Source organism: Catenuloplanes atrovinosus (genome assembly GCF_031458235.1).
Lineage (GTDB): Bacteria > Actinomycetota > Actinomycetes > Mycobacteriales > Micromonosporaceae > Catenuloplanes > Catenuloplanes atrovinosus.
Genome location: NZ_JAVDYB010000001.1, coordinates 7162272 through 7188035 on the forward strand (window position 1 = coordinate 7162272; position 25764 = coordinate 7188035).

25 protein-coding genes and 1 tRNA gene are annotated in these 25764 nt (G+C 72.5%); 10 read left to right on the forward strand and 16 right to left on the reverse strand.

The features are described 5' to 3' along the window. Positions 1 to 7: 7 nt before the first annotated feature. From J2S41_RS31910 to J2S41_RS31925, 4 genes are all read right to left on the reverse strand, one after another. Complete coding sequence (locus tag J2S41_RS31910; protein ID WP_310373543.1) at positions 8 to 337, reverse strand: hypothetical protein; 330 nt, start codon at positions 335 to 337, stop codon at positions 8 to 10. Positions 338 to 594: 257 nt separating this feature from the next. Beyond that, the gene (locus J2S41_RS31915) at positions 595 to 1890 is read right to left on the reverse strand and encodes an MFS transporter (RefSeq protein ID WP_310373544.1); all 1296 of its coding nucleotides are present in this window, start codon (positions 1888 to 1890) and stop codon (positions 595 to 597) included. Between the two features lie 51 nt (positions 1891 to 1941). Continuing rightward, the gene (locus tag J2S41_RS31920) at positions 1942 to 2376 is read right to left on the reverse strand and encodes a MarR family winged helix-turn-helix transcriptional regulator (RefSeq protein WP_310373546.1); all 435 of its coding nucleotides are present in this window, start codon (positions 2374 to 2376) and stop codon (positions 1942 to 1944) included. Between the two features lie 124 nt (positions 2377 to 2500). Beyond that, on the reverse strand, positions 2501 to 3946 hold the full coding sequence (locus J2S41_RS31925; RefSeq protein WP_310373548.1) for an NCS2 family permease: 1446 nt from the start codon (positions 3944 to 3946) through the stop codon (positions 2501 to 2503). A 173-nt stretch (positions 3947 to 4119) separates the two neighbouring features. Between J2S41_RS31925 and J2S41_RS31930 the strand changes: the two genes are divergently transcribed. Continuing rightward, positions 4120 to 4395, forward strand: coding sequence for a DUF2530 domain-containing protein (locus J2S41_RS31930; protein ID WP_310376667.1), 276 nt, complete (start codon positions 4120 to 4122; stop codon positions 4393 to 4395). On the opposite strand, the gene J2S41_RS31935 is transcribed toward J2S41_RS31930, so the two are convergent. Beyond that, entirely contained in the window at positions 4386 to 5204 is an 819-nt protein-coding gene (locus J2S41_RS31935; protein ID WP_310373550.1) for a DUF3027 domain-containing protein, read from the reverse strand. The genes J2S41_RS31930 and J2S41_RS31935 overlap by 10 nt on opposite strands. 90 nt (positions 5205 to 5294) lie before the next feature. Here J2S41_RS31935 and J2S41_RS31940 point away from each other — a divergent pair, with 90 nt between their 5' ends. The 3 genes from J2S41_RS31940 to J2S41_RS31950 all read left to right on the forward strand — a co-directional run bounded on the left by J2S41_RS31940 (position 5295) and on the right by J2S41_RS31950 (position 8913). Continuing rightward, positions 5295 to 7163: an MFS transporter gene (locus tag J2S41_RS31940; protein ID WP_310373552.1), complete on the forward strand. Its 1869-nt coding sequence runs from the start codon at positions 5295 to 5297 to the stop codon at positions 7161 to 7163. Between the two features lie 118 nt (positions 7164 to 7281). Then, entirely contained in the window at positions 7282 to 7941 is a 660-nt protein-coding gene (locus J2S41_RS31945; protein WP_310376669.1) for a futalosine hydrolase, read from the forward strand. Positions 7942 to 8094: 153 nt separating this feature from the next. Further along, positions 8095 to 8913 carry a 1,4-dihydroxy-6-naphtoate synthase gene (locus J2S41_RS31950; RefSeq protein ID WP_310373555.1) on the forward strand — a complete coding sequence of 273 codons (819 nt, stop codon included), beginning with the start codon at positions 8095 to 8097 and terminating at the stop codon, positions 8911 to 8913. 31 nt (positions 8914 to 8944) lie between these two features. On the opposite strand, the gene J2S41_RS31955 is transcribed toward J2S41_RS31950, so the two are convergent. The 3 genes from J2S41_RS31955 to J2S41_RS31965 form a co-directional block, all read right to left on the reverse strand. Next, positions 8945 to 9331 carry a cold-shock protein gene (locus J2S41_RS31955; protein ID WP_310373557.1) on the reverse strand — a complete coding sequence of 129 codons (387 nt, stop codon included), beginning with the start codon at positions 9329 to 9331 and terminating at the stop codon, positions 8945 to 8947. A 134-nt stretch (positions 9332 to 9465) separates the two neighbouring features. Then, on the reverse strand, positions 9466 to 10068 hold the full coding sequence (locus tag J2S41_RS31960) for an HAD family hydrolase (RefSeq protein WP_310373558.1): 603 nt from the start codon (positions 10066 to 10068) through the stop codon (positions 9466 to 9468). A gap of 1 nt (position 10069) precedes the next feature. Then, positions 10070 to 10255 (reverse strand): hypothetical protein, encoded by a 186-nt coding sequence (locus J2S41_RS31965; RefSeq protein WP_310373560.1) that lies wholly within the window; start codon positions 10253 to 10255, stop codon positions 10070 to 10072. Positions 10256 to 10376: 121 nt separating this feature from the next. Between J2S41_RS31965 and J2S41_RS31970 the strand changes: the two genes are divergently transcribed. Continuing rightward, positions 10377 to 12833 (forward strand): helicase-associated domain-containing protein, encoded by a 2457-nt coding sequence (locus tag J2S41_RS31970; protein ID WP_310373562.1) that lies wholly within the window; start codon positions 10377 to 10379, stop codon positions 12831 to 12833. On the opposite strand, the gene J2S41_RS31975 is transcribed toward J2S41_RS31970, so the two are convergent. After that, complete coding sequence (locus tag J2S41_RS31975; RefSeq protein ID WP_374728187.1) at positions 12808 to 12996, reverse strand: hypothetical protein; 189 nt, start codon at positions 12994 to 12996, stop codon at positions 12808 to 12810. The two genes, J2S41_RS31970 and J2S41_RS31975, sit on opposite strands and share 26 nt — an antisense overlap. Before the next feature lie 258 nt (positions 12997 to 13254). On the opposite strand from J2S41_RS31975, the gene J2S41_RS31980 reads away from it, so the two are divergent. Continuing rightward, on the forward strand, positions 13255 to 14913 hold the full coding sequence (locus J2S41_RS31980) for a DNA repair helicase XPB (RefSeq protein ID WP_310373566.1): 1659 nt from the start codon (positions 13255 to 13257) through the stop codon (positions 14911 to 14913). On the opposite strand, the gene ligD (J2S41_RS31985) is transcribed toward J2S41_RS31980, so the two are convergent. Both ligD (J2S41_RS31985) and ligD (J2S41_RS31990) read right to left on the reverse strand, forming a co-directional pair. Beyond that, positions 14910 to 15815 carry a non-homologous end-joining DNA ligase gene (gene ligD, locus J2S41_RS31985; protein WP_310373568.1) on the reverse strand — a complete coding sequence of 302 codons (906 nt, stop codon included), beginning with the start codon at positions 15813 to 15815 and terminating at the stop codon, positions 14910 to 14912. The two genes, J2S41_RS31980 and ligD (J2S41_RS31985), sit on opposite strands and share 4 nt — an antisense overlap. Next, positions 15808 to 16740, reverse strand: coding sequence for a non-homologous end-joining DNA ligase (ligD, locus tag J2S41_RS31990; protein ID WP_310373570.1), 933 nt, complete (start codon positions 16738 to 16740; stop codon positions 15808 to 15810). The genes ligD (J2S41_RS31985) and ligD (J2S41_RS31990) overlap by 8 nt, the downstream gene beginning before the upstream one ends. Positions 16741 to 16855: 115 nt before the next feature. On the opposite strand from ligD (J2S41_RS31990), the gene ku reads away from it, so the two are divergent. Continuing rightward, positions 16856 to 17872, forward strand: a complete 1017-nt coding sequence (gene ku, locus J2S41_RS31995; protein ID WP_310373572.1) for a non-homologous end joining protein Ku — start codon at positions 16856 to 16858, stop codon at positions 17870 to 17872. A 12-nt stretch (positions 17873 to 17884) separates the two neighbouring features. On the opposite strand, the gene J2S41_RS32000 is transcribed toward ku, so the two are convergent. The 3 genes from J2S41_RS32000 to J2S41_RS32010 form a co-directional block, all read right to left on the reverse strand. Then, positions 17885 to 19102, reverse strand: a complete 1218-nt coding sequence (locus J2S41_RS32000; RefSeq protein ID WP_310373574.1) for an ATP-binding protein — start codon at positions 19100 to 19102, stop codon at positions 17885 to 17887. 85 nt (positions 19103 to 19187) lie between these two features. Next, entirely contained in the window at positions 19188 to 20444 is a 1257-nt protein-coding gene (locus J2S41_RS32005; RefSeq protein ID WP_310376671.1) for an MFS transporter, read from the reverse strand. 37 nt (positions 20445 to 20481) lie between these two features. Beyond that, positions 20482 to 20976 carry an NUDIX domain-containing protein gene (locus J2S41_RS32010; protein ID WP_310373575.1) on the reverse strand — a complete coding sequence of 165 codons (495 nt, stop codon included), beginning with the start codon at positions 20974 to 20976 and terminating at the stop codon, positions 20482 to 20484. A 66-nt stretch (positions 20977 to 21042) separates the two neighbouring features. Between J2S41_RS32010 and J2S41_RS32015 the strand changes: the two genes are divergently transcribed. Continuing rightward, the gene (locus J2S41_RS32015; protein WP_310373576.1) at positions 21043 to 22668 is read left to right on the forward strand and encodes a long-chain fatty acid--CoA ligase; all 1626 of its coding nucleotides are present in this window, start codon (positions 21043 to 21045) and stop codon (positions 22666 to 22668) included. Here J2S41_RS32015 and J2S41_RS32020 read toward each other — a convergent pair. Continuing rightward, positions 22665 to 23228, reverse strand: coding sequence for a type 1 glutamine amidotransferase domain-containing protein (locus J2S41_RS32020; protein WP_310373578.1), 564 nt, complete (start codon positions 23226 to 23228; stop codon positions 22665 to 22667). The two genes, J2S41_RS32015 and J2S41_RS32020, sit on opposite strands and share 4 nt — an antisense overlap. A gap of 164 nt (positions 23229 to 23392) precedes the next feature. On the opposite strand from J2S41_RS32020, the gene J2S41_RS32025 reads away from it, so the two are divergent. Further along, a tRNA-Thr gene (locus J2S41_RS32025) sits at positions 23393 to 23465 on the forward strand. Between the two features lie 93 nt (positions 23466 to 23558). On the opposite strand, the gene J2S41_RS32030 is transcribed toward J2S41_RS32025, so the two are convergent. Next, positions 23559 to 25022: a pentapeptide repeat-containing protein gene (locus tag J2S41_RS32030; protein WP_310373580.1), complete on the reverse strand. Its 1464-nt coding sequence runs from the start codon at positions 25020 to 25022 to the stop codon at positions 23559 to 23561. A gap of 208 nt (positions 25023 to 25230) precedes the next feature. Between J2S41_RS32030 and J2S41_RS32035 the strand changes: the two genes are divergently transcribed. Then, positions 25231 to 25749 carry a DUF2231 domain-containing protein gene (locus J2S41_RS32035; RefSeq protein WP_310373581.1) on the forward strand — a complete coding sequence of 173 codons (519 nt, stop codon included), beginning with the start codon at positions 25231 to 25233 and terminating at the stop codon, positions 25747 to 25749. Positions 25750 to 25764: the final 15 nt, after the last annotated feature.

The window sequence follows — 25764 nt, forward strand, 5'->3', positions numbered from 1 at the left end:
GCCGACGTTAACGCGGCGCGCGCAGCACCAGGCCGGCGGCCTCCAGCTCCGACTCGATGCGGAGGCGTTCGATCTCCAGGTCCATGCCGACCACCTCGGCGAGGTGCTCGGGGATGTCGAGGCAGCGGCTGGCCAGGCGCAGGCGGGCGTCGTACGCCCGGAGCACGGCGATGTGCCAGACCAGCGAGTGGGTGGCGATGCCCAGCCGATGGCGGTACAGCCGGCGGAGGTCGGCCGCGAGGAACTCGATCGCGGGGCTCGGCGGGTCGGGGTCGGCGGGGAGGCCGTCCCAGCGCCGGTCGAGGCGCCGCAACAGGATGCGGTCACGCAGTGTCATGCGTCCGTTGCTCCGGAGCCCTGCCTCTCCGGAGCCTCTCGCGCATCTGACCAGGATGACGGGCAGGCACAACATCGCCAGTAGCAGGAGTGCCAGCACCACCATGTGCTTCTCGCCCACGTGCCTGACGGTATGCGCAGAGTGTCAATGATCACTACTGATATGCCGCGACATGACAAGAATTAGCCACCTGGCTGAATGCGATTCTGCCGATCGGGTGATGGACGACCGCGAGCCTGCATTCGTGGATCCGGCGATTATGAAACTGGCGCGTTCGCCTCGGCCGGCGTGATCACGGACAGCCGGGGCAGCGGGCGCAGCGTGATCCGCAGTCGCTCGCCGGATCGGCGCAGCTGCCAGATGAGCGCGGCCAGCGCCGCGACCAGCGAGATCGCGCCGCTGAGCGCGATGCTCACGGCCGGGCCGAACCACTCCGCCCACGCGCCCGCGATCGGCGCGCCGATCGGCGTGGTGCCGAGGAAGACCAGCACGTACAGCGCCATCACGCGGCCGCGGTAGGCGCCGTCCGTGCCGAGCTGCACGCGCTGGTTCGCGGCCTGCGCGAAGAAGATCATGAAGAACCCGGTGGGTACGAGCAGGATCGCGGCCGCCCAGAAGGTGGGTGCGAAGCCGACCAGGATCTCCAGCACCGCGAACGCCACGCCGGGCAGCAGCACGGTGTAGACCGACGGCCGCCCGGTGCGCGCGCTGCCGGCCAGGGCGCCGCCCAGCGCGCCGAGCGCGAGCGCGGTGGTGAGCAGGCCGAACCAGGCCGCGCCGGCGTGGAACGAGACCTTGGCGAGCACCGCCAGCGTCACCGGGAAGTTGAAGCCGATCATGGCGACCACGGCCATCACCACGATCACCAGCAGCAGGTCGCCGCGGGTCCACACGTACCGGAGGCCGTCGAGCACGCCGCCCTTCGCGCGCGTGCCCGGGGCCGCGGCGCGGATCAGGGCGGGGACGTGCATCCGCAGGTACGCGAAGACCGGCGCGACGCCCAGCGCGGTGCTGATCAGGAAGACCGGCCCGACGCCGAGCCCCGCGATCGCCACGCCGGCCAGCGCCGGGCCGCTGACCCGGGCGACGTTGAACGTGGCGGCGGAGAGCGAGAGCGCGTTCGGCAGCAGCGTCAGGCCGACCAGCTCGGAGATGAACGACTGGCGGACCGGCGTCTCGATCGCATTGGCGACGCCGAGCAGCCCGGCGAAGACGAAGACGTGCCAGAGCTCGACCACGCCGGCCGCGACCAGGATCGCGAACACGATCGCGAGCAGCGCGTACGCGGCGTTCGAGGCGATCAGGATGCGGCGCTTGTCGTACCGGTCGGCGAGCTTGCCGGCGTAGAGCGTGAGCAGCAGGACGGGCAGGAACTGGAGCGCGGTGACGATGCCGAGCGCGGAGCCGGAGTTGCCGGACAGGTCCAGCACCAGCCAGTCCTGGGCCGTGAACATCATCCAGACGCCCACCAGCTTCACCAACTGGCCGGTGGCGAACAGCCGGTAGTTGCGTACGGTCAGGGATCGGAATGTCGTGTTCAGCGTGGCCCGCACGGGATCGTGCGCCTCCCTCGTCTCGGCGTGCTGGTGCTGCCGTGTGACGGATCAGGCGGCGCGAGCGACCCTCTGCATGATCTCGGCCGCCCGGCGGAGGGTCTCCAGATCCTCCGCGGACAGGTCGGCGAGATGGTCAGCGAGCCACTCGTTGTGCGCGCGCTGCACCTGCTCGTACTCCTGGCGCCCCTGCGCGGTGGTACGCAGGATGACCTGCCGGCCGTCGGTCGGATGCGGCTCGCGGAGCACCATGCCCCGCTCCTCCAGCTTCGCGATGATCTTGGTCATCGTGGGTGGCTGCACCCGCTCGACGTCCGCGAGCTCGCGCGGGCTGAGCGCACCGGCCAGCTCCAGGCTGGTCAGCGCGGACAGCTGCGCCATGGTCAGGTCGCCGACCGGCCGCGCCTGCCGCAGCCGCCGGTTGAGCCGGGTGATCGCTTCGCGCAGCCCCAGGGCGAGCTGCAGCGCGGTCGTGCGCTCCGCCATCACCGTCCCGCTCCGTCACGTTCCTTAGCCTAGCTAATAAGCCTGGCTAACTACCACCGATATGACCGCTCTCACCAGCGTGCGCCGGGAGGTTCGGCACACCGTACCCCCCGGCGCCGCCACATCAGATGATCGCGGCCTCGATCGGACCGCGCAGGAAGTAGAGGACGAAGAGGAAGGCCACGGCGTACAGCAGCGGGTGCACCTGGCGGGCCTTGCCGGACACCGCCTTGAGCAGCACGTACGTGATCACACCGGCCCCGATGCCGTTCGAGATCGAGTACGTGAACGGCATCAGCACGATGGTCAGGAACGCCGGGATCGCGATCTCCCAGTCGCTCCAGTCGATCGTGCGCACCGCGGTCATCATCAGGAAGCCGACCACCACCAGCGCCGCGGACGCCGCCTCGAACGGCACGATCTGCACCAGCGGCGACACCAGCACCGCGACCAGGAACAGCGCGCCGGTCACCAGGTTCGCCACGCCGGTCCGGGCGCCCTCGCCCACGCCGGCCGCGCTCTCGATGTACGACGTGTTGCTGGACGTGCTGGCCGCGCCGCCGGCCGCCGCCGCGATCGAGTCGACCAGCAGGATCTCCCGGGTACGCGGCGGCGTGCCGTTCTCGTCGAGCAGCCCGCCCTCCTGGCCCACCGCGACCATCGTGCCCATCGTGTCGAAGAAGTCCGTCAGCAGCAGCGTGAACACGAACATCAGGCAGACCAGCACGCCCGCGCGGCTCCACGAGTCGAACAGGTTGAAGTCGCCGAGCAGCGACAGGTCCGGCGTGACCGACCAGTCCTTGTCCAGCGTGGGCACGTTCAGCGACCAGCCGCGCGGGTTGCCGGACGGCCCGCCCGCCGGGCCGACCTTCGCGATCGCCTCCACGATCAGGGCCAGCACGGTGGCGGCGAGGATGCCGATCAGGATCGCGCCCTTCACCCGGCGCACCATCAGGACCAGCGTGAACAGCAGCCCGATCACGAAGACCAGCACCGGCCAGGTGACGAGCTGGCCGCCGATGCCGAGCAACAGCGGCGGCGACCCGGCCGCGCCCCGCGCGAAGCCCGCGTCCACGAAGCCGATCAGCGCCAGGAACAGGCCGATGCCGACGCCGATCGCGGTCTTCAACTCCGTGGGTACGGCGTGGAAGACCGCCTGACGGAAGCCGGTGAGCACCAGGACGGCGATGATCACGCCCTCGATGACGACCAGGCCCATCGCGTCGGCCCAGGTCATCTGCGGCGCGATCTCGTACGCGACCAGCGCGTTGACGCCCAGCCCGGCGGCCAGCGCGAGAGGGAAGCGCGCCACCACGCCCATCAGGATCGTCATCAGGCCGGCGACCAGCGCGGTCGCGGCCGCGATCGCCGGGATCGCCAGCGATCGGCCGTCGGCGTCGACCGCGGCGCCGAGGATCAGCGGGTTGAGGACCACGATGTAGGCCATCGTGAAGAAGGTGGCGAAGCCTCCGCGCACCTCGCGGCTCAGCGTCGAGCCGCGCGCGGAGATCTCGAAGTATCTGTCGAAGCCGTTCCGGGGCGTCGTTGCCTCTGCCGGTGAGCCGGCCATGGGCACCTCACTGGGGGATGATCGGGACTAACGGAAGGCGTCATGGTCCCAAACGCACTGTGCCCGCAAAAGCTCACATATGTTTCTGATTCGTACCGCTGACCTGGCGCGGATCACGCTGGACGTACCCTTGGGGCGTGGCCCGATCCCCAGTTCCGCTGCCGACGTCCGACATGACGCCGGATGATCGGCCGTCGAGCCCGGAGGGTCCGCGTCCCCGTCCCACGCCGCTCGATCCGCCGATGGTCCCGTTCGCGGTGGGTGGCACCATCGCCTGGGCGCTCGCCGGTCTGGTGCTCGTCGTCTTCTTCCGGGACTGGCTGGATAGCACCGGCCGCACCGACTGGCTGTGGATCTGCCTCACCGGCTTCCTGCTCGGCTTCCCCGGCACGGTCACGATGATGCGCCACGACGCGCACCGGCGGAGGCGGCGTCGGACTCAGCCGTGACCGTACGGCTCGGCCGGCTCGTCGCCCTCGACGGACCCGGACGCCCGGCTGACCGCCACGGCCTCGACCTCGCTGTCGTCGTAGATCGTCGGCAGCTCCTCGACGTGCGCCTCCGGCTCCTGGAGCGTCTCGGAGTGCGCGCCGCAGCCGTGGTCGATGCTGACGGCGCGGCCGTCGTCCGGCGCGTAGAGGTTGCCGCACACGCCGAACGCCTGACGCAGCGCGCCGGCCAGCGGGAGGTAGAAGCCGCACGAGCCGCACCGGGCCGTGCGCGGGGCCGCCACGGAGATCGGCGCCTCCGGGCCGTGATCCCCGTCGTACCACCGCTGGGCCGTGTCCTGCCGGCCGAACCGGGACATCACCCGCGCCCGGCCCAGGCCCAGCTCCCAGGTGGCCTCCTCGACCGCCGGGTCGTCCGACTCCAGGTAGCCCGGGGCCAGCCGCTCATCGTCCGGCGCGGTCGGCAGCAGGTCGCCCACGCCGAGGTCGCCGGGCTGCAGGCGCTCGTTCCACGGGAGCCAGCCCGGGGCCATCAGCGCGTCCGGCCCCGGCAGCAGCACGGTCTCGCAGACCGTCACGTGCTTGCTGCGTGAGACGCGCGTCACGGTGACCGCCCAGCGCCACCCGCGATAGCCCGCGAGGTGACACTCGAACAAGTGCGTGACCAGGCGATCGCCCTCGGCGATCACCTCCAGGTGCTCACCGACCTCGGACGCGTCCACCACATCGGTGATCGCGTCGCGGGCGATGTCGACGGCGTCGGCGCAGACCTGGTCGAGTTTGGCGGGCCGGGCGGCGATCCTGCTCACCCGTCCATTCTTCCCTACGCATCGGCCGCTCTCCCACTTGACCCCGATCGCGCCCGGCCGGTGGGGCGAATCCGGCCTCGATGGGCGAGGATGGAACGCATGGACTTCCTGGCGCTGTTGATCCGGGGTGTCCGGCTGTTCTTCCGGGCCGCGATCACCAGCACGCGATGGGCCGGGCGGCATGCCGGCCTGGTCCGCGCCAAGGGCGCCGGCGGCGACACCGGCATGATCCGGCTGATGGACCTGCACGCCGCGTCCATCGCCGGCGACACGCTGATCACGCTCGGCCTGGCCGGCACCATCTTCTTCGCGGTGCCGCTCGGTGAGGCGCGCGGCAAGGTGGCGCTCTACCTGTTGATCACCATGGTGCCGTTCGCGCTGCTCGCGCCGGTCGTCGGCCCGCTGCTCGACCACTTCCGGCACGGCCGGCGGTACGCGCTGGCCGTCACCATGCTGGGCCGGGCGTTCCTCGCCTGGCTGATCTCCGACAACCTGGAGGGGTTCGCGCTCTATCCCGCCGCGTTCGGCGTGCTGGCGCTGTCCCGGGCGTACGGCGTGGCCCGCGCCGCGGCCGTGCCCCGGCTGCTCCCCGCCGGGCTCAGCCTCTCCCAGGCCACCGCGCGCGGCAGCGTCTACGGCACCATCGCGGGCACGATCGTGCTGCCGCTCGGCCTCGCCGCGGTCTGGCTCGGTCCGGAGTGGCCGCTGCGCGTCGCCTCGATCATCTTCCTGGTCGGCATGGTCATCGCGCTCCGGCTGCCGCCCAAGGCCGACTCGGAGCCGCCGGAGGCCGTGCCCCGCCCGATCACCGCGATCTTCGGCCTGCGCCGGGGCGCACCACGCGCACTGGACGGCGCGCTCGTGATCGCGACCGTGGCCGGCGCCTCCTCGCTGCGCGCGGTCTACGGCTTCCTGCTGCTGTTCTCCGCGTTCGCGATCAAGGGCGACGAGTTGGCCCCGATGCTGTTCGGCCGCACCATCACCGACCAGGCCGCGCTGGCGGCCGTCGGCGCCGCGCTCGGCATCGGCGCGTTCCTGGCCACCGCCGCCGGCACCCGCCTGCTCATCCGCCGGCCGCTCTGGCTCCAGTCCACCGGCCTGGTCATTGTCGCCGGCCTGGCCGTGCTCACGGTCATCCGGCCGACGCTCGGCATGCTCACGCTGCTGTCACTGATCACGGCCGCGATGTCCGGCATCGCCAAGCTCACGGTCGACGCCACGATCCAGGAGCGGATCTCGGAGCGCCTGCGGGCCAGCGCGTTCGCGCACTCCGAGACCATCCTGATGCTGGCCTGGGTGGCGGGCGGCGCGATCGCGCTCATCCCGCTCGGCATCCGCTCCGGGCTCGCCGTGCCGGCGATCTTCGCGGTTCTCGCCGCGATCCGGGCCGCCTGGACCGTCACCCGCCTGCGCGGCGAACGCCTCACCGGCGTCCCGGCCGCGCCGATCGGCACCCCCGAACTCCCCCCAGGACCATCCAGCGGTACGGACGAGGGCGCCGACCGGCCCGCCCCGCCCCGCGCCCCGGAGGACGTCACGCCGGCGGACCCCTGGGCACCCCCACCGCGCCGCCCGTCCCCGTACCGCAGCGGCACCATCGGCACCCGCCCGGGGTCCCCCGACGGCGGCGTTCGTACCGCCCCGGGTCCGGAGGGTGCCCGGCCGCCGGGAGCGCCCGGCGGCCCCGGCGTTGCCGGGGGCGCGGCCGGCGGTGGCTCCGGCGCCGGGAAGACGCGGTGGTGGCAGCGGCGCAGGCGCGGTCCGGAGCCCTCGGGCCCGGCCGGTCCGCCGCCGGCCCCGGCCCCACCCCGGGACACCGACCTGCCGCCCACCCGGATCGACACTCCCCCGACGCGGGTGGACGAGGGCCGTGACGCGCCGCCCGGCTTCCACGTCTACCGCCCGTCCTCCTCGGGCCAGAGCCGCCCGCCGGATCCGGACGGCCCCGGCCAGGCATGATCAGCCGGTGACCACCGACCCGCTGCCCCGGCCCACCGCCACGACGGATTCCGTCGCGGCCCCCAGCGATTCCGGCGGCACCATCCCGTCGCCGCTCCTCGAAGGCGGGCGTGGTCCCGTGCTCGTGGTGACGGCCGTTGAGCCGGAAGCGGTGGCGGTGCGGGGTGGCCTGGTCGACACCGGCGAGAGTGACGTCGGCGAGCTCTCGGTGTTCGCGGTCGGGGTCGGGTCGGCGGAGGCGGCGGCGGGGACCGCGCGGCTGCTGGCGCTGGCGGAGGCGGCCGGGCGGCCCTACGCCGCGGTGATCTCGGCGGGAATCGCCGGGGGACTGGCCGGGCGCGCCGCGATCGGCGACACCGTGATCGCGGATCGGAGCATCGCCGCGGATCTCGGGGCGGACTCGCCCGAGGGCTACCTGCCGATCGAACGGCTCGGCTTCGGCACCAGCGTCGTGGCCGCGGACGTCGCGCTGACCGCGCTGCTGCGCGCGGCGCTGCCCGACGCGCTGCGCGGCGACGTGCTCACCGTCAACACCGTGACCGGCACCGCCGCCCGCGCCGCCGCGCTCGGCGCCCGCCATCCGGCCGCGGTCGCCGAGGCGATGGAGGGCTTCGGCGTGGCCGCCGCCGCGCGCACGGCCGGCGTGCCCTTCGCGGAGCTGCGCACCATCTCCAACCCGGTCGGCCCGCGGGACCGGGCGGCCTGGAACCTCCCGGCCGCGCTCACCGCCCTCACCGCCGCCTTCGCCGCGCTGGCCCCGGGCAGGCCGGCCGGCTGAGGGGTTTCTCGGCACCCACGGCGGCACCGGCAGGGAGGAGCGCCAGCGACGACCGGTGCCCGCGGGAGCGTGCGGGCCGCGACCACGCCGGGAGTGGGAAAGCAGGACGAACGCCACAGCGTGGCCGGGGGTGCGGCTGGTTACGGTGGCAGGATGGAATCGCTGTCTGTGGCGTATTCGCCGTGTCCGAACGATACGTTCGTCTTCCACGCGCTGGCGCACGGGCTGGTGCCGGGCGCGCCGCCGATCGACGTGACGTTCGCGGACGTGGACGTGACGAACACGGCGGCCGAGCGGGGCGGGTTCGACCTGGTGAAGGTCTCCTACGCGGCGCTGCCGTGGCTGCTCGACACCTACGAGCTGCTGCCGTGCGGCGGGGCGCTGGGCCGGGGTTGTGGACCGCTGCTGCTGGTGAACGACGACCGGACCGACCTGTCCGGCGCGACGGTCGCGGTGCCGGGCGACCGGACCACGGCGTACCTGCTGTTCCGGCTCTGGGCGGGCGAGCGGCAGCCCGCGGCGGTCGAGGTGGTGCCGTTCCACGAGATCATGCCGGGCGTGGCGGCCGGGCGGTGGGACGCGGGCCTGGTGATCCACGAGGCGCGGTTCACGTACCACCGGCACGGGCTGCGGTCGCTGGTGGATCTCGGCGAGTGGTGGGAGTCGGACACCGGGCTGCCGATCCCGCTGGGCGCGATCCTGGCCCGGCGCGGCGCGGTGGATCCGGCCGAGGCGGCCGGATGGATCCGGGAGTCGGTGCGGCGGGCGTGGGCGGATCCGGCGGCGAGCCGCGACTACGTGCTGACGCACGCGCAGGAGATGGATCCGGCGGTGGCGGAGCAGCACATCGCGCTGTACGTGAACGAGTTCACCGCGGACCTGGGCGACGAGGGATACGAGGCGATCGACGCGCTGCTCGGGCGGGCGGCGAAGGCCGGGTTCACGCCGGAGGTGCCGTCGCTGCGGAGGTGAGGAGAGGGCCCTCGCGGGCCCTCTCCGGCCCCTAGATCTCCAGCTCGCGCGCGACCGCGTGCACGACCTGCGCGACCTTCTGCGCGCTGCGCTTGTCCGGGAAACGGCCGCGGCGCAGATCGGGCTGGATCTTCGCCTCCAGCACCTTGATCATGTCTTCGATGAGGCCGTGCAGTTCCTCGGCGGGACGGCGCCGCAGCTCCGCGACGGACGGCGGGGCGTCGATCAGCTTGACGCCCATCGCCTGGGCGCCCTTGCGGCTGTCGACCACGCCGAACTCGATGCGCTGCCCGCCCTTGAGCTCCGTGACTCCCGCCGGGAGCGCGCCCTTGGGCAGGAACACGTCGCCGCCTTCATCACTGGTGACGAAACCGTAGCCCTTCTGCGCGTCGTACCACTTCACTCGACCCGTAGGCACCGCGGACCTCAACTCCGTTGGACAGCGGACGGCCGTGCGCCGCCCTGTGCCCACAAGGCTACTGACCGCGCCGGTACGGACCAACCGCAATCCCGGCCGGCCGTGCGCCCGTCGGGCGGGCCGGGGCCGGCGTATCAGCGCAGATGATCGTCCAACCAGCCGGGGAATTCCGCGAGATCGGTGAGGACCGTGTGCGCACCGGCGGCCCGCAGGTCGTCCGCGCTGCACGGGCCGGTGGCGACGCCGACGCCGGGGACGCCGGCGGTGCGCGCCGCGACCATGTCGGCCGTGTGGTCGCCGACGTAGATCCGCACGCCGTGCTCGGTCAGCGCGGTGGCCTTGCCCTCGGCGAAGAGGTCACCGGCGATCTCGTCGACCGGCAGGCCGAGGTGGTCGACGTGCAGCCGGGCCAGCCGGCCGAGTTTGGAGGTGACCACCACCACCCGGCCGCCGCGGGCGCGCACGGCCGCGAGCGCGTCCAGCGCGCCCGGCATGGGCAGCGTCGGCGTGACCGCGTGGTCCGGGTAGAGCGCGCGGAACAGCGTGACGGCGTCCTCCACCGCCTCCGGCGGGAACCAGTGCGCCAACTCGGTGCGCAGCGGCGGCCCGAGCCGGCTGACCGCGAGGTCCGCGTCGACCGCGACGCCGGTCCGCGCCGTCAACTCCCGGTAGTTCGCGGCGATGCCGGGCCGGGAGTCGATCAGCGTCATGTCCAGGTCGAAGCCGACCGATATCACCTCAGTGCCCGGAGTCGCTGCGGTGGTACGTCAGGCGCTCGACCGGCAGCGGGAAGGTCTGGTCGTCGCCGAACGGCGAGGGCGCGCCCGGGCGGTCCGCGGCGAACTCGGAGATGGGCAGGTGACCGGGCTTCGGCGTCTTGGACCGCACCTTCTCCTGGGCGGCGGGCTTCTCCGTCCGTGCCATGCTGCTGCTCCCTAGCTGTCGGTGATGCTTGCGATGAGAATGTTCCCACCGGCTCCTCGTCCGGGGATCATCGTCCCATGGATCTCCAGCGCCGGGCGCGGCCGGATAGCGTTGAAGGACGATGACCACTCCACTCGCGGACCACCTGCGTTCCCGTACGGACGATGAGCTGAGCGACCTGCTGCGCCGTCGCCCGGATCTGACCGTGCCCGTCCCCGCGGACGTGTCCGCGCTCGCCGCCCGCATGCAGTCGCGCGTGTCGACGGCGCGCGCGCTGGAGGGCCTCACCGAGTTCGCGCTGCTGATCCTGGACGCGGCGCGGCTCACCCGCGACGACGACGGCGTGACCTCGGTGGACGCGATCGTCGCGATGACCGGCGGCGTGGACCCGGCCGCGGTCCGCGCGACGCTGGCCGATCTGCGCGCGCTGTTCCTGCTGTACGGCCCGGACGAGGCGCTGGAGCCGGCGCCCGCGCTGGACGACGTCTCCTCGCCGTACCCGGCGGGGCTGGGCCGGCCGGCCGCGGACCTGCACCCGCGCACGGAGGCGCTCTGCGCGGACCCGGCCAAGCTGCGGCGCGCCGTCCTGGCCGCGTCCCCGTCCGCCCGCGCGGTGCTGGACCGGCTGGCCGCGGGCCCGCCGGTGGGCACGGTGTCGGCGGCGGCGCTGGCCGGGGTGACGCCCGGCTCCGCGATCGGCATGACGGACGCCGCACCGGGCGACGAGCCCGTGGACGAGCCGGGCGGCCCGGTGCGCCGGCTGGTCGAGCAGGGGCTGCTGGTGCCGGTCTCGGCGGAGACCGTGGAGCTGCCCCGCGAGGTCGGCCTGCTGCTGCGGCGGGACACCGGCCCGCTCGGCACGCTGCGCCCGCACCCGCCGGTGATCACGCCGGTCGGCCGCGACCCGAAGGCCGCGGACTCCGCCGGCGCGGGTCAGGCGATGGAGACGGTACGCCGGGTGGAGGCGCTGCTGGAGGCGGTCGCGGCCGAGCCGCCGGGCGTGCTGCGCGCCGGTGGCCTGGGCGTGCGCGAGATCCGCCGGCTGGCGAAGGCCGCGGCCGTGGACGAGGGCACGTCGATCCTGCTGCTGGAGGTGGCGTACGCGGCCGGCCTGCTCGGCGACGCGGAGGCGGCCACCGCGAAGAGCCGCCGGGTGGGCGGCCCGCCCGGCGAGCAGATCTGGCTGCCGACCGCGGTCTACGACGCCTGGCGGGCGACCTCGCTGGCCCGGCGCTGGGCCGATCTGGCCGGCGCCTGGCTGGCCATGCCGCGTCAGGTGATCCAGCCGGGCCAGCGTGACGACCGGGACAAGCCGCTCACCGCGCTCTCGCCGGACGGTGAGCGGGCGGGCGCGCCGGCCAACCGGCGGGTGGTGCTGGAGGTGCTGGCCGGGCTGGAGCCGGGCGCGGCGCCGACCGGCGACGAGATCCTGTCGATCATGGCGTGGCGGTCGCCGCGGCGCACCCGCGGCTGGGAGGGCGCGACGCACCTGGCGCTGGCCGAGGCGGCGGCGCTGGGCGTGACCGGGCTGGGCGCGCTCACCTCGTACGGCCGGCTGCTGGTCGAGGAGGAGGCGTCCGCGGCCGCGCGGGACGCCGCGATGGCCGGCGACCCGCTGGGCATGCGCGCGGAGGCGGACCGGGAGCCGGGTGAGCCGGAGGTGGTGCGGGCGCTGGACGGCCTGCTGCCCGCGCCGGTCGACCACGTGCTGATCCAGGCGGACCTGTCCGTGGTGGTGCCCGGCCCGCCGGAGCCGGAGCTGGCCGCGGAGCTGGAGGTGGTCGCCGAGCAGGAGTCGGCCGGCGGCGCGAGCGTGCACCGGCTGACCACCGCCAGCGTGCGGCGCGCACTGGACGCCGGGTACTCCGCGGACGAGTTGCACCGGCTGTTCGCGCGCCGGTCCCGCACGCCGGTGCCGCAGGCGCTGACGTACCTGGTGGACGACGTGGCGCGCAAGCACGGCGGGCTTCGCGTGGGTACGGCCGGCGCGTACCTGCGCAGCGACGACGAATCGCTGCTGATCGAGGTCCTGGCGGACCGGCGGCTGGCCGCGCTCGCGCTGCGCCGGCTGGCACCGACCGTGCTGTGCAGCCCGTACGCGCCGGGCCGGCTGCTGCCCGCGCTGCGCGAGGCCGGTTACGCGCCGGTGCCGGAGGACGCGTCCGGCGCCACCGTGCTCAGCCGGCCGAAGGCGAAGCGGGCGGCGGCGCGCGGTGCGGTGACCGCGACCGCGTCGGACTCGCTGATCGCGTCGCGGCTGACCCGGCCGCGCCTGCTCGGCATCGTGGAGCAGATCCGGCGCGGGGACGCGGCGGCCCGGGCCGCGCGGCGGGCGCCGTCGACGGTGCGGGACGCGGAGGGCCAGGCGCACACACAGGCGCTGGCCGTGCTGCAACAGGCGGTCCGGGACAAGGCGCTGGTCTGGGTCGGTTACGTGGATGCGCACGGCGCCACCGCCACCCGCCTGGTCCGGCCGGTGTCGATCGGCGCGGGCTACCTGCGCGCGGAGGACGAGCGCACGGAGATGTTGCACACGATGGCGCTGCACCGGATCACCGCGGCGGTTCTTCCCTCCTGAACGACGCCACGATCGAGACGATCAGCAGCGCGGTCACGGCGGAGCCGAGCGACTCGCCCATCGAGTCGACCAGCCCTTGGCGCTGGATGAACAGCCCGTGCAGGAACCAGCCGAACAGCACCACGCCGAGCAGCGTGTAACCCGCCACGGTCGCCCGCGACACCGGTGCTCCGTCATCGGAAGAACGCATGTCCGCCCCCGCCGCGCATAGGTGACCACCCATATCGAGGGTGACAGCTACGCGCCGGCGGGGACAGGTGGAAAAACGCGCGCCCGCCCCCGTTGATCACACGAACGCGCGTTACCCACCTTGAGGAGACGTCTTCGGCCGGTGACCGGTTGCACTCGATTCCACGGCCGGGCCGATCGCGTGACAGACTGGAGGGTCGCCCGAGCCGGGCATGCGGAGGGAGTCACAGACGTGGCCGATGGACCACTCATCGTGCAATCGGACAAGACCCTGCTGCTGGAGGTCGATCACAAGGACGCACAGGCGTGCCGGATCGCTATCGCGCCGTTCGCCGAGCTGGAGCGCTCGCCGGAGCACGTGCACACCTACCGGCTGACGCCGCTGGGGCTGTGGAACGCGCGGGCCGCCGGGCACGACGCGGAGGCGGTGGTCGACGCGCTGATCCGTTTCTCCCGTTACCCGGTGCCGCATGCGCTGCTGGTGGACGTGGCCGAGACGATGGACCGGTACGGCCGGCTCCAGCTGGTCAACCACCCGCAGCACGGCCTGGTGCTGCACGCGCTGGACCGGATGGTGCTGATCGAGGTCGCGAAGTCGAAGAAGCTGGCCGGCATGCTCGGCGCGAAGGTCGACGACGACACGATCCTGGTGCACCCGTCGGAGCGCGGCCGGCTGAAGCAGGCGCTGCTGAAGCTGGGCTGGCCGGCCGAGGACCTCGCGGGCTACGTGGACGGCGAGGCGCACCCGATCGACCTGGCGCAGGACGGCTGGACGCTGCGGGCCTACCAGCGGGAGGCGGTCGACACGTTCTGGGCCGGCGGCTCCGGCGTGGTGGTGCTGCCCTGTGGCGCGGGCAAGACGCTGGTCGGCGCCGCCGCGATGGCGGAGGCGAAGGCGACCACGCTGATCCTGGTGACGAACACGGTCGCGGGCCGGCAGTGGAAGCGGGAGCTGGTCGCGCGCACGTCGCTGACCGAGGAGGAGATCGGGGAGTACTCCGGCGAGCGCAAGGAGATCCGGCCGGTCACCATCGCGACGTACCAGGTGCTCACGTCGCGGCGCAACGGCGCGTTCACGCACCTGGACCTGTTCTCCGCGCGTGACTGGGGCCTGGTCGTCTACGACGAGGTGCACCTGCTCCCGGCGCCGATCTTCCGGTTCACCGCGGACCTCCAGGCCCGCCGCCGCCTCGGCCTGACCGCCACGCTGGTGCGCGAGGACGGCCGGGAGGGCGACGTGTTCTCGCTGATCGGCCCGAAGCGGTACGACGCGCCGTGGAAGGACATCGAGGCGCAGGGCTGGATCGCGCCGGCCGAGTGCGTCGAGGTGCGGGTGACGCTGACCGACGCGGAGCGGATGAGCTACGCGACCGCGGAGTCGGAGGAGCGCTACCGGATGGCCGCGACCGCGCGGACCAAGCTGCCGGTGGTGAAGGCGCTGCTGGAGCGGCACCCGGACGATCAGAAGCTGGTGATCGGCGGCTACATCGACCAACTGCACCAGCTCGGCGAGTTCCTGGACGCGCCGATCGTGCAGGGGTCCACGACGAATAAGGAGCGCGAGCGGCTGTTCGACGCGTTCCGGGCCGGTGAGATCTCCACCCTGGTCATCTCGAAGGTCGGCAACTTCTCGATCGACCTGCCGGAGGCGGCGGTGGCGATCCAGGTGTCCGGCACGTTCGGGTCGCGGCAGGAGGAGGCACAGCGGCTGGGCCGGGTGCTGCGGCCGAAGGCGGACGGGCGCCAGGCGCACTTCTACACGGTGGTGTCCCGGGACACGATCGACACGGAGTACGCGGCGCACCGGCAGCGGTTCCTGGCCGAGCAGGGGTACGCGTACACGATCACGGACGCGGACGACATCCTCGGCCCGAAGCTGCCGGAGTTCTAGGCCGGCACCTCGGGGCCGGGTTCCAGCAGCGCGGCCAGCAGATCCCCGTCGGCGTCCAGGCGCGTCAGGACCTCCGACGGGGAGAGCTGGCGGGCCTCCGCGTCGCCGCACGCCATCGACTCGACCTCGTGCCAGGTCAGCGGCGCGGACGCGGTCGGGGTCGGCTGCGCGCGCAGCGAGTACGGCGCGACCGTGGTCTTGAACGCGTTGTTCTGGCTCCAGTCGATGAAGACCTTGCCGGGGCGCAGCTGCTTGGCCATCTTCGCCGTGATGCCGCCCGGGACCGCGCGCGCCAGCTCCTCCGCGACGCGCTTGGCGTACCCGCTGATGATCTCGGCGTTCTGGGTGCCGGCGACCGGGCAGCAGAGCTGCATGCCCTTCTTGCCGGAGGTCTTCGGGTAGCACTCGATGCCGTCCGCGGCGAGCCGGTCCCGCATCAGCACCGCGACCGCGCAACACTCGCGCAGCGCGGCCGGCGCGCCCGGATCGAGGTCGACCACGAGCAGGTCGGGGTCGGCGCCGACGCGCCACTGCGGCGTGTGCAGCTCCAGCGAGGCGATGTTCGCCACCCAGACCAGCGTGGGCAGGTCGTCCACCACCACGAAGTCGATCTTCTCGCGGCCGTGGGTCGAGTTGGGCACCGGCAGCGTCTCCGTGTGCACCCAGCCGGGCTTGCCCGGCGGCGCGTTCTTCTCGAAGAAGAACGGGCCGGTGACACCGTTCGGGTAGCGGATGCGGGTCAGCGGCCGGCCGCGCAGGTGCGGCAGCAGCGCGGGCGCGACCCGGGTGTAGTAATCGATCACCTCGGCCTTGGTGAAGCCGGCGTCCGGATAGAGCACTTTGTCCAGGTTGGAGAGTTCGACCTCGCGGCCGTCCACCTCGACCAGCATCCGGCTACGCATCGTCGGACACCTCCTCGGGCGATTTATCCGGACGTAAGCGCAGAAATCGGGGAAAGCGCAGGCGGGCGTCGAGCGTGCGCTGGCCGTACTTCACCTCGACCACCTGGGTGGGGTCTACCCAGATCGCGCCGCGCGCATCCTCCCGGGGCACCTCCGCGAACGGCGACTTGTCGATCACCAGCGGCTCCAGCAGCGCCAGCAGCGTCCGCTCGGTGGCCGCGCCGATGCCGCCGCCGACCCGGCCGCGGAAGAGGAGCCGGCCGTCCGGACCGGGCACGCCGACCAGCAGCCCGCCGATCCGGCGCACCCCCGGCCGCCAGCCGCCGATCACGAAGTCGCCGGTCAGGTCCATCTTGACCTTGATCCAGTCGGGCGAGCGGGTGCCCGGCAGGTAGATCGACGAGGTCCGCTTCGCGACCACGCCCTCCAGCCGGTTCTCCTCGGCCACGGCCTGCGTGACCGGGCCGTCCGGGAACGTCGGCGGCACCGCCCAGCGCGGCCCGTCCGGCACCAGCGTCTCCAGCCGGGCGCGGCGGTCCTCGTACGGCAGGCCCATCAGGTCCACGCCGTCGTGCCGCAGCAGGTCGAAGATCATGTAGGTGACCGGCCGGGTCACCGCGAGCCGCGCGGCGCGGGCCCGGTCGCGCACGTGCATCCGCTCCGCGAGCAGCTGGAACGACGGGCGGCCCTCGCTCAGCACCACGATCTCGCCGTCCAGCAGCGCGTCGCCGAGCAGGCCGCCGAGCGGCGCCAACTCCGGGTAGGCGACCGTGATGTCCGTCCCGGACCGGGCGGCCAGACGCAGTGCGCCGCCGGAGGCGTCGGCGAGCGCGCGAACGCCGTCCCACTTGAACTCGTACGCCCAACCGGCACCGACGGGCAACTCCCCCGACGTGGCCAGCATCGGGCGTGGCCCGGCCGCCATGCCGCCAGCCTAGGCGCAAAACCTCGCGCGATGTCGGGATCGGTGCGATCCTCGTAGATACCGGGCCAAAAGTCGGGCGGGGGTTCCGGCCGGTCAGCAGCGGTTTGGAGCGACAATGCGGGCTATCTGGAAGGGTGCCGTCTCGTTCGGCCTGGTGTCGATCGCGGTGCGGCTGTTCTCGGCCACCGAGGAGAAGGACATCCGGTTCCACCAGGTGCACCGGGACGACGGCGGCCGGATCAAGTACAAACGCGTCTGCTCCGTCGACGGCGAAGAGGTCAAGTACGACGACATCGCCAAGGGGTACGACATCGGCGGCGGCGAGATGGTGGTGCTGACCGACGACGACTTCGCGGACCTGCCGCTCTCCACCTCGCGGGCGATCGAGGTGCTGGAGTTCGTGCCGGCCGACCAGGTCGACCCGATCCTCTACAACAAGGCGTACTACCTGGAGCCGGACGGCGCCGCCACCAAGCCGTACGTGCTGTTGCGCGAGGCGCTCGGCGACGCGGACCGGGTGGCGATCGTCAAGGTCGCGCTGCGCCAGCGGGAGCAGCTCGCCACGCTGCGCGTCCACGACGACGTGCTGCTGCTCAACACCATGCTGTGGCCGGACGAGGTGCGCGCGCCCGAGTTCGGCTTCCTCGACGACGACATCGAGGTCCGCCCGGCCGAGCTGGCCATGGCCTCCTCGCTGATCGACTCGATGGCCGCGGACTTCGACCCGGAGGCGTACAGCGACAACTACCGCGCGGCGCTCCAGGAGGTCATCGACGCGAAGGTCGAGGGCCGGGAGATCATCGCGCCGGAGGAGGAAGAGGAGGCGGCCCCGGCCGCGACCGACCTGATGGCCGCGCTGCGCGCCTCGGTGGAGCGGGCGCGCGCGGCCCGCGGCGAGTCCCCGGCACCGGCGTCAACGGCCACGGGCGGCGGCAACGGTACGAAGAAGGCCTCCGCCGCCAAGAAGACCTCCTCCGGCTCGGGCGCGAAGAAGACGGCCGCGGCCGACTCCGGCGATGACGCGGCCCCGGCGAAGAAGGCGGCCCCGGCGAAGAAGACCGCGGCCAAGAAGACGGCGGCGGCCAAGAAGACGGCGCCGGCGAAGCGGAGCACCGCGAAGAAGGCCTCCTGACCGGCGCGGGCGCTACGTTCCGGGGAAGGTGATGCGGATGTCCGTGCCCTTCCCCGCCTCGCTGGCCAGCGAGATCTTCGCCGCGTGCGCGTCGAGGATGACCTTGGTGACGCACAGGCCCAGGCCCGCGCCGGCCGACTCGCTGTCCCGGGCCGCCGCGCCCCGGAAGAACCGCTCGAACAGCATCGGCTGCTCGTGCGCGGGGATGCCGATGCCGGTGTCCCGGATTCGGATCTCCGGCGGGTCGGCGTCGCTGACCTCGACCGCCACCTCGCCGCCGGACGGCGTGAACTTGACCGCGTTGCCGAGCAGGTGGGCGAGCGCCTCGCGGAGCCGCGCGCCGTCCGCGCTGACCCGGACCGCGTCCCGCCGTGCGACGTGCAGCGTCACGCCCTTCGCGGACGCGACCGGCGCCACCGAGGCGATCGCGCAGTCCGCCACGGACAGCAGGTCCACCTCGCCGCGCCGCAGGCTCAGCGCGGTCCCGCCGGCGCCGCCGACCTGGGACAGCAGCATCACGTCGTCGACCATCCGCAGCAGCCGCCGCGAATTGCGGTCGATCGCGCCGAGGAACCGGTCCAGCTGGTGCCGGGACAGGTCGCCGGCGTCGATCAGCACCTCCAGGTAGCCGCGGACCGAGGAGAGCGGCGTGCGCACCTCGTGCGTCATCATCGCCACGAAGTCGTCCTTCATCCGGTCCGCCAGCTCCAGCCGCTGCCGCGCCCGTTCCAGTTCGCGCAGCTCGTGGCGCATGGCCAGGTGCAGGGCCGCCTGCCGGCCGAGCGCCTCCAGCATCGCCAGCCGGTCATCGCCGAGCGTGCGGGGCTCGGCGTCCAGCACGCAGAGCGCGCCGAGCACATGACCGCCGACGGTCAGCGGCACGCCGGCGTAGAAGCGCAGGAAGGGGGCGCCGGCGACCAGCGGGTGCGCGGCGAACCGGGGGTCGGCGGCGGCGTCCGGCACGATCACCGGCGCGCGCGAGGCGATCACCCGGTCGCAGACCGACGCGGTACGCGGCAGGCTCACGCCGCGCGGCAGCCCGACCGCGGCCATGCACCACTCGCGGTCCGTGTCGACCAGCATCAGCGAGCTCATCGGCGCACCGCAGACGAACGCGGCGACCCGCACCAGATCGTCGGCGGCCGGATCGGCGGGGGTGTCCAGCACGGCCAGCTCGCGCAGCGCACGGACACGCGCCTCGTCGTCCGGCGCCCGGGTAGCAGCGTGCATCGGTGGATCGCCCCGTCCGTGGGTGTCGTCGTGACGCCGCGGTTCCGTCCGGGCGTCCTGGTCGCCCCTCTCATCGTCCGTTCGGTCAGGTGCCTGAGCGCTCTGCCCACTCCTTGTCCGCCGCACGCTTGCGTTCCAGGCCGTCGCGTCCGTCGTACCGGAGGAAGGAGGGGAGCGCGGCGGCGAGCGCGATCGTGCCGAGCACGCACAGCACGCCGCCGGTGACGATCGAGCCGCTCACGCCGGTGAACCGCGCGACCAGGCCCGCGCGCGTGCCGCCGAGCAGCGGCCCGACCGAGTACGAGATCATCTCGATGCCGGCCAGGCGCCCACGCAGGTGGTCCGGGATGGTCTGGCCCCAGATCGTCATCCGGAACACGCCGGAGATCATGTCCGCCGCGCCCGCGAACGCCAGGCACGCCACCACCAACCACAGCGAGTCCGCCAGCCCGGCGCCGATGATGCCGACGCCCCAGGCTCCGGCCGCCAGCACCACCATCAGGCCGTGCCGGTGGATCCGGCCGGTCCAGCTCGACGTGAGCGAGGCCAGCATCGACCCGATCGCGGGCGCGGCGTAGAGCAGGCCCAGCACCTCGGGGCCGCCGAGGTCGTCGGCCATGAACGGGTAGAGCGCGGACGGCATGGCGAAGAACATCGCGTTGATGTCGACCAGGTACGTACCGAGCAACTCGGGGCGGCTGCGGGCGTACCGCACGCCGGTGACCACGGACCGGATCGACGGGCGCTCCGCGGCCGGCGGCGGTGGCACGGCCTTGACCAGGTACAGGCAGTACAGCGACACCACGAACGTGAGCAGGTCGAACGCGTACACCCAGTGCAGGTCCACGGTCGCCATCAGCACGCCGGCCAGGCCGGGCCCGGCCAACTGCCGAACCTGGGCACTCAGCGAGTTCAGCGCGATGGCCGCGGGCAGCTTCTCCAGCGGCACCACGCGCGGGATCGTGCCCTCCAGCGCCGGCCGCTGCACGCCCTCGAACGCCGCCGCCAGCCCGGCCACCACGAACAGCACCCACAGCTGCGCGTCGGCCAGCAGCGAGTTGACCAGCAGCACCAGCGCCAGGACGGCCAGCGCGGCCTCGCTGAACAGCACCAGCCGGCGCCGGTCCAGGTAGTCCGCGAGCGCGCCGCCGACGAACGACATGAAGATCAGCGGCACCAGTTCGGCCACGCCCAGCAGCCCGACCATTAGCGGATCATCGGTGAGCTGCGCGACCTGGTACGGGATCGTGATGAGGCTGATGTACGAGCCGAGGCCGGAGATCGTGGACCCGGTGAAGATCAGCCGGAAGTCGCGCGAGATCCGCAGCGGCGAGAGGTCCATCACGTACCGGCATCATTCCCGATCTTGCATGACCGGGCTACTTCATTACGAGCCTTCCGGTCCGCTCGAACTCCGCCAGGTCGTCGAGCGTGCGCGCGACCGAGTCGGGCAGCGGGAACGGCGGATCGGCCAGGTCGAACCACATCGCGTCCAGGCTCTCGTCCGTCACGCGCTGCAACTCGCCGTCCCACTCGTCGACCCGGAACCCGGTCACGAAGTGCTGGTAGGTGTGACCCCACATGTTGGTGAACGTGTAGTCGGCGCCGGAGTACATCGCGTACGGCGTGACCGCGCGCGCGTCCAGCCCGGTCTCCTCCCGCACCTCGCGGATCGCGCACTGGGTGATCGACTCGCCCAGCTCCATCGCGCCCGCCGGCAGTGCCCAGTGCCCGTTGTCCGACCGCTGGATCAGCAGCACCCGGCCACGGTCGTCGCGCAACACCGCGCGCGCCGCGATGAACATCAGGACCCGATCGCCGGCCAGCTCACGAATCTGGCCCATGTACGAGTCCGCCCACGGAATGCTGACCATGCCCGCAGTTTTTCACAGCGCCGAAGGGCTTCCGCACTGTGACCCCGCTCACCTACGTTGGTGCCCATGCGTAGCACGATGATGGCGAATCCGTTGCTCATCTCCCGGCTGCTCGAACACGGCAGCACCGTGCACGGCCGCGCCCACGTGGCCACCTGGACCGGCACCGGCTCCCGCCGGACGAGCTATGCCCACGTGGGTACGGACGCGGCCCGGCTCGCCCACGCGCTGCGCGACGAGCTCGGTGTCACCGGCGACCAGCGCGTCGCCACCTTCATGTGGAACAACGCGGAGCACCTGGTCGCCTACTTCGCGGTCCCCAGCATGGGCGCGGTGCTGCACACGCTCAACCTGCGGCTCTTCCCCGACCAGCTGGCCTACATCGTGAACCACGCGGAGGACCGGGTGATCCTGGTCGACGAGACCCTCGTCCCGCTGCTGGCCAAGGTGCTGCCCTCGCTGACCACCGTGGAGCACGTGGTGGTCAACGGCTCGGCCGCCGCGGTCCCGGCCGGGCGCTGGCGGGTGCACGAGTGGTCCACGCTGATCGAGGGGCGGCCCGGCACGTACGACTGGCCGGAGCTGGACGAGCAGGACGCCGCAGCGCTCTGCTACACGTCCGGCACCACCGGAAACCCGAAGGGCGTCGCCTACTCGCACCGCTCGATCTGGCTGCACTCCATGCAGGTGTGCGCGCCGGAGGGGTTCGGCCTGGGCGCGCGGGACACCATGCTGGCGATCGTGCCGATGTTCCACGCCATGTCCTGGGGCCTGCCGTACGCGGCGTTCATGTCCGGCACCTCGCTGGTCATGCCGGACCGGTTCATGGCCGGCGCCGCGATCGCGCCGATGATCGCCACCGAGCGCCCGACCAAGGCCGCGGCCGTGCCGACCATCTGGACCGACCTGCTCGCCCACCTCGACGCGCACGAGACCGACACGTCCTCGCTGACCGAGGTGATCGTCGGCGGCTCCGCCTGCCCGCCCGCGCTCATGCACGCGTTCCAGGAGCGGTACGGCATCCGGATCGTGCACGCGTGGGGCATGACCGAGATGTCCCCGCTCGGCTCCGTGGCCCGCCCGCCGGCCGGCGCCGACGGCGACGACGAGTGGGCGTACCGGTACACGCAGGGCCGGCTGCCGGCCGGCGTGGCCGCCCGGATCATCGGGCCGCTCGGCGAGGTCATGCCGGCCGACGGCACGTCCGTCGGCGAGCTGGAGGTCCGCGGCCCGTGGGTCACCGCCGGCTACCTCGGCGACGACGACGCCGACCCGGAGCGCTTCCGGGACGGCTGGCTGCGCACCGGCGACGTCGGCACGCTCTCCCCCGACGGCTTCCTCACGCTCACCGACCGCGCCAAGGACGTGATCAAGTCCGGTGGCGAGTGGATCTCCTCCGTGGAGCTGGAGAACCTGCTGATGGCCCACCCCGCAGTGCTGGAGGCGTGCGTGGTGGGCGTGCCCGACGACCGCTGGGGAGAACGCCCGTTCGCCACCGTCGTGCTGCGCGAGAACATGTCCGCCACCGCCGCGGAACTGCGCGAGTTCCTGTCATCGCGGGTGGCCAAGTGGCAGCTGCCGGAGCGGTGGGCGTTCATCCCCGCGGTCCCGAAGACGTCGGTCGGCAAGTTCGACAAGAAGCGCGTCCGGTCGTCGTACGCCGCCGGCTCCCTGTCCGTGGAGACGCTCTAGGCGTGCTGCCGGACGTGCGGCCCCTCGGCGATCTCCTCAACCATCTTCTCGCAGAAGGCCGGGAGGTCGTCCGGGTTTCGGCTGGTCACCAGCCCGTTGTCGACGTAGACCTCCTCGTCGACCCAGGTGGCGCCCGCGTTCGCCAGGTCCGTGCGCAGGCTCGGCCACGACGTCAGCGTGCGCCCGTCCACCACGCCGGCCTCGACCAGCGTCCACGGCCCGTGACAGATCGCCGCGACCGGCTTGTGCGCGTCGAAGAACGACCGCACGAACCGCACCGCGTCCGGGTCGGTGCGCAGGAAGTCCGGGTTCGCCACGCCACCCGGCAGCACCAGCGCGTCGTAGTCCTGCTCGCTGGCGTCGGCCACCACCTTGTCCACCGGGTACGTCTTCGACTTGTCCATGTGGTTGACCGCCTGGATCTCCCCGGACTTGATCGACACCAGCTCCGGCGTACCGCCCGCGTCGATCACCGCCTGCCGCGGCTGCGTGTACTCGACCTCCTCGACCCCGTCCGTCGCCAGGAACGCGACCCGCTTGCCCTCCAGCACCGCACTCATGACCCGTACCTCCCCTTCCGTTCGGTGTCTCGACGCCTCCCGGGGTTCCCGCCCTCCCCCACCCGAAACCAACACCCCCTGTGACCCGCCCCGGCCCCGTCCGACGCGCCAGGGGGATCTCGCTGTCGGCGCCCTCCGCACGTGCCGTATATTGTGTGGGCGTTGCCGCCTTAGCTCAGTCGGTAGAGCGTGGTACTCGTAATACCAAGGTCGACGGTTCGATTCCGTCAGGCGGCTCAGCAGAGCGAAGCCCCTGGTCACTCCGGTGACCAGGGGTTTTTGCGCTTCAGGCCCCGCCACCGCCACCACCTCCGTGGCCACAGGGCCTCCTCACCTGAGGGGGTCACCCTCCTCCAACCCGGTTCCGTCCAGATTCGCGGCCTCCAACTGCGCCCCGCGCAGGTCCGCGCCCTTCAGGTTCGCGCCCGCCAAGTGCGCCCCGATGAGGTTCGCGTCCTTCAACAGCGCCCCGCGCAGGTCCGCGCCCGCCAGCCGCGCACCGAACAGGTTCGCGTCCGCCAACTGCGCCCCGCGCAGGTCCGCGTCCGCCAACTGCGCACCGATCAGGATGGCGTCCTCCAACAGCGCCCCGCGCAGGTCCGCGCCCTTCAACCGCGCCTCGGTCAGGCTGGCGCCCTCCAACAGCGCGCCGAACAGGTTCGCGCCCTCCAACTGCGCCTCGGTCAGGATGGCACCCTCCAACTGCGCCTCGAACAGGTTCGCGCCGTTCAACTGCGCCTCGCTCAGGACGGCGCGCTTCAACTGCGCCCCGCTCAGGTCCGCGCCCGCCAACTGCGCCCCGTTCAGGATGGCGCCCTCCAACTGCGCCCCGCGCAGGTTCGCGCCCGCCAACTGCGCCTCGCGCAGCATGGCGGCCTTCAACTGCGCCCTACTCAGGTCCGCGCCCTTCAACTGCGCCTCGGTCAGGGTGGCGCTCTCCAGCAGCGCCCCGCTCAGGACGGCGCCCTCCAGCAGCGCCCCGCGCAAGATGGCGTCCTCCAACTGCGCCCCGATCAGGTCCGCGCCCGCCAACTGCGTCTCGCTCAGGGCGGCGCGCTTCAACTGTGCCCTGCGCAGGTCCGCGCCCTTCAACTGCGCCTCGCTCAGGACGGCGCCCTCCAACTGCGTCCCGAACAGGGTCGCGCCCGCCAACTGCGCCCCGCGCAGGTTCGCTCGCTGGAGGTGGAGGTGGGCGAGGTTGATGGAAGATTTCTCTCGGCCGAGGATGCGGGGCCGGCCCCCAAGCGTGGTTAGCGCGGCCTGCACATCGGGTTCCGGCTCGGCCGGCAGTGCCGCCATGGGGTAGATCGGCGAGTCGGGAGCGTTCTGGCGCCGGGGGGCTCGGTCGCGGATGAACGCGACGAGTACCTCGACAACATCATCGTGGTGTTCGGGTGAGTCGATCATGACCTGGCGTAGCGCGTGCAGACCGCCGATCCGGACGTACATCTCGCTGGAGCCGAGGCGTTCGAGTGCCTTGGTGTACCGGTCGGTGACCTGCCCCCGATAGGACAGCCGGTAGTTGCGCGCGGTGTAAAGCAGACCAACGGCAACGACAACCGCCCCGATACCGGAGACGACCAGCAGCCGGGCGTTGTGCCTCGCCGTCAGGACGGCATCGCCCGTCGCCGGCGCCGTTAGATCGGGCACGCCCAGCAGGCGGGGCGCCAGCCACACGATCAACGCGTAAGCACCGACGACCGCGACCGCCGCGACCGCCACAGCCACCGACCTCAGCGCCCACCGAGCCCGCTTCGCCAACAGCCGCACCAGCAGCGACATCCGCTTCCGCATGAGCGTCATTGTGGACGCCCGCGACAACCATCAGCTTCAATGCTTCACCCCGCGGGCTGAACATGACGGGCGTCGGGGTCGATGAAGACGTGACGGTGGGGCATGGGCGGCCCTAGAGTTTCACTATCTGTGCGTGTCGTGTCACTGAGGGCTGGCGTTTTGGTATATATGGCCTCGGGTACCGACTCTCCCGACGACGCGCAGGGCGATGTGGGAGCGGGTGACGATCGTGGAAAGCCGACTCAAGGTATCGGGGCACTCGGTCCACCTGATGTTGTTCATGCTGCCCATGGGACTGTTCGTCACCGGGCTCATCTTCGATGCCTTCCACGTGATGGGTGGCCCGTCGCTGCTGGCGATGGCGGGGTACTGGCAGGTGGTCGGCGGCCTGGTCGCGGCCGCCATCGCGGGGCTGGCCGGCGTCGTCGACCTGCTGTTCCTGCGGCAGGGGACGCGGGCGCGGCGGGTGGCGATCGCGCACGGGCTGATCAACGGTGGCGTGCTGGCGATGTTCGCGGTGATCTGGCTGGTCCGGGTGGGCGACCCGCTGCGGGCCGCGGGCTCCGGGCTGGTGGCGGTCGAGCTGTTGGTGCTGGTGCTCGGCGGCGTCGCGGCGTGGCTGGCGGGTGAGCTGGTGGAGGACGCGCCGGCGGACGGCGAGGTGCGGCCGGTGACGCTGCGCAGCCGCACGGTGCAGGCGATCGGCGCGCTCGTCAGCGCCCGCTGAGTCGACGACCACCGA

Coding starts and splice junctions, on each gene's coding strand:
- ligD (WP_310373568.1), bottom strand. CDS start 15,815: ATGCGTAGCCGGATGCTGGTCGAGGTGGACGGCCGCGAGGTCGAACTC.
- J2S41_RS31910 (WP_310373543.1), bottom strand. CDS start 337: ATGACACTGCGTGACCGCATCCTGTTGCGGCGCCTCGACCGGCGCTGG.
- J2S41_RS32030 (WP_310373580.1), bottom strand. CDS start 25,022: ATGCGGAAGCGGATGTCGCTGCTGGTGCGGCTGTTGGCGAAGCGGGCT.
- J2S41_RS31930 (WP_310376667.1), top strand. CDS start 4,120: ATGACGCCGGATGATCGGCCGTCGAGCCCGGAGGGTCCGCGTCCCCGT.
- J2S41_RS31940 (WP_310373552.1), top strand. CDS start 5,295: ATGGAACGCATGGACTTCCTGGCGCTGTTGATCCGGGGTGTCCGGCTG.
- J2S41_RS32010 (WP_310373575.1), bottom strand. CDS start 20,976: ATGGTCAGCATTCCGTGGGCGGACTCGTACATGGGCCAGATTCGTGAG.
- ligD (WP_310373570.1), bottom strand. CDS start 16,740: ATGGCGGCCGGGCCACGCCCGATGCTGGCCACGTCGGGGGAGTTGCCC.
- J2S41_RS32005 (WP_310376671.1), bottom strand. CDS start 20,444: ATGGACCTCTCGCCGCTGCGGATCTCGCGCGACTTCCGGCTGATCTTC.
- J2S41_RS31925 (WP_310373548.1), bottom strand. CDS start 3,946: ATGGCCGGCTCACCGGCAGAGGCAACGACGCCCCGGAACGGCTTCGAC.
- J2S41_RS32000 (WP_310373574.1), bottom strand. CDS start 19,102: ATGCACGCTGCTACCCGGGCGCCGGACGACGAGGCGCGTGTCCGTGCG.
- J2S41_RS32020 (WP_310373578.1), bottom strand. CDS start 23,228: ATGAGTGCGGTGCTGGAGGGCAAGCGGGTCGCGTTCCTGGCGACGGAC.
- J2S41_RS32035 (WP_310373581.1), top strand. CDS start 25,231: ATGTGGGAGCGGGTGACGATCGTGGAAAGCCGACTCAAGGTATCGGGG.
- J2S41_RS31950 (WP_310373555.1), top strand. CDS start 8,095: ATGGAATCGCTGTCTGTGGCGTATTCGCCGTGTCCGAACGATACGTTC.
- ku (WP_310373572.1), top strand. CDS start 16,856: ATGCGGGCTATCTGGAAGGGTGCCGTCTCGTTCGGCCTGGTGTCGATC.
- J2S41_RS31970 (WP_310373562.1), top strand. CDS start 10,377: ATGACCACTCCACTCGCGGACCACCTGCGTTCCCGTACGGACGATGAG.
- J2S41_RS31920 (WP_310373546.1), bottom strand. CDS start 2,376: ATGGCGGAGCGCACGACCGCGCTGCAGCTCGCCCTGGGGCTGCGCGAA.
- J2S41_RS32015 (WP_310373576.1), top strand. CDS start 21,043: ATGCGTAGCACGATGATGGCGAATCCGTTGCTCATCTCCCGGCTGCTC.
- J2S41_RS31965 (WP_310373560.1), bottom strand. CDS start 10,255: ATGGCACGGACGGAGAAGCCCGCCGCCCAGGAGAAGGTGCGGTCCAAG.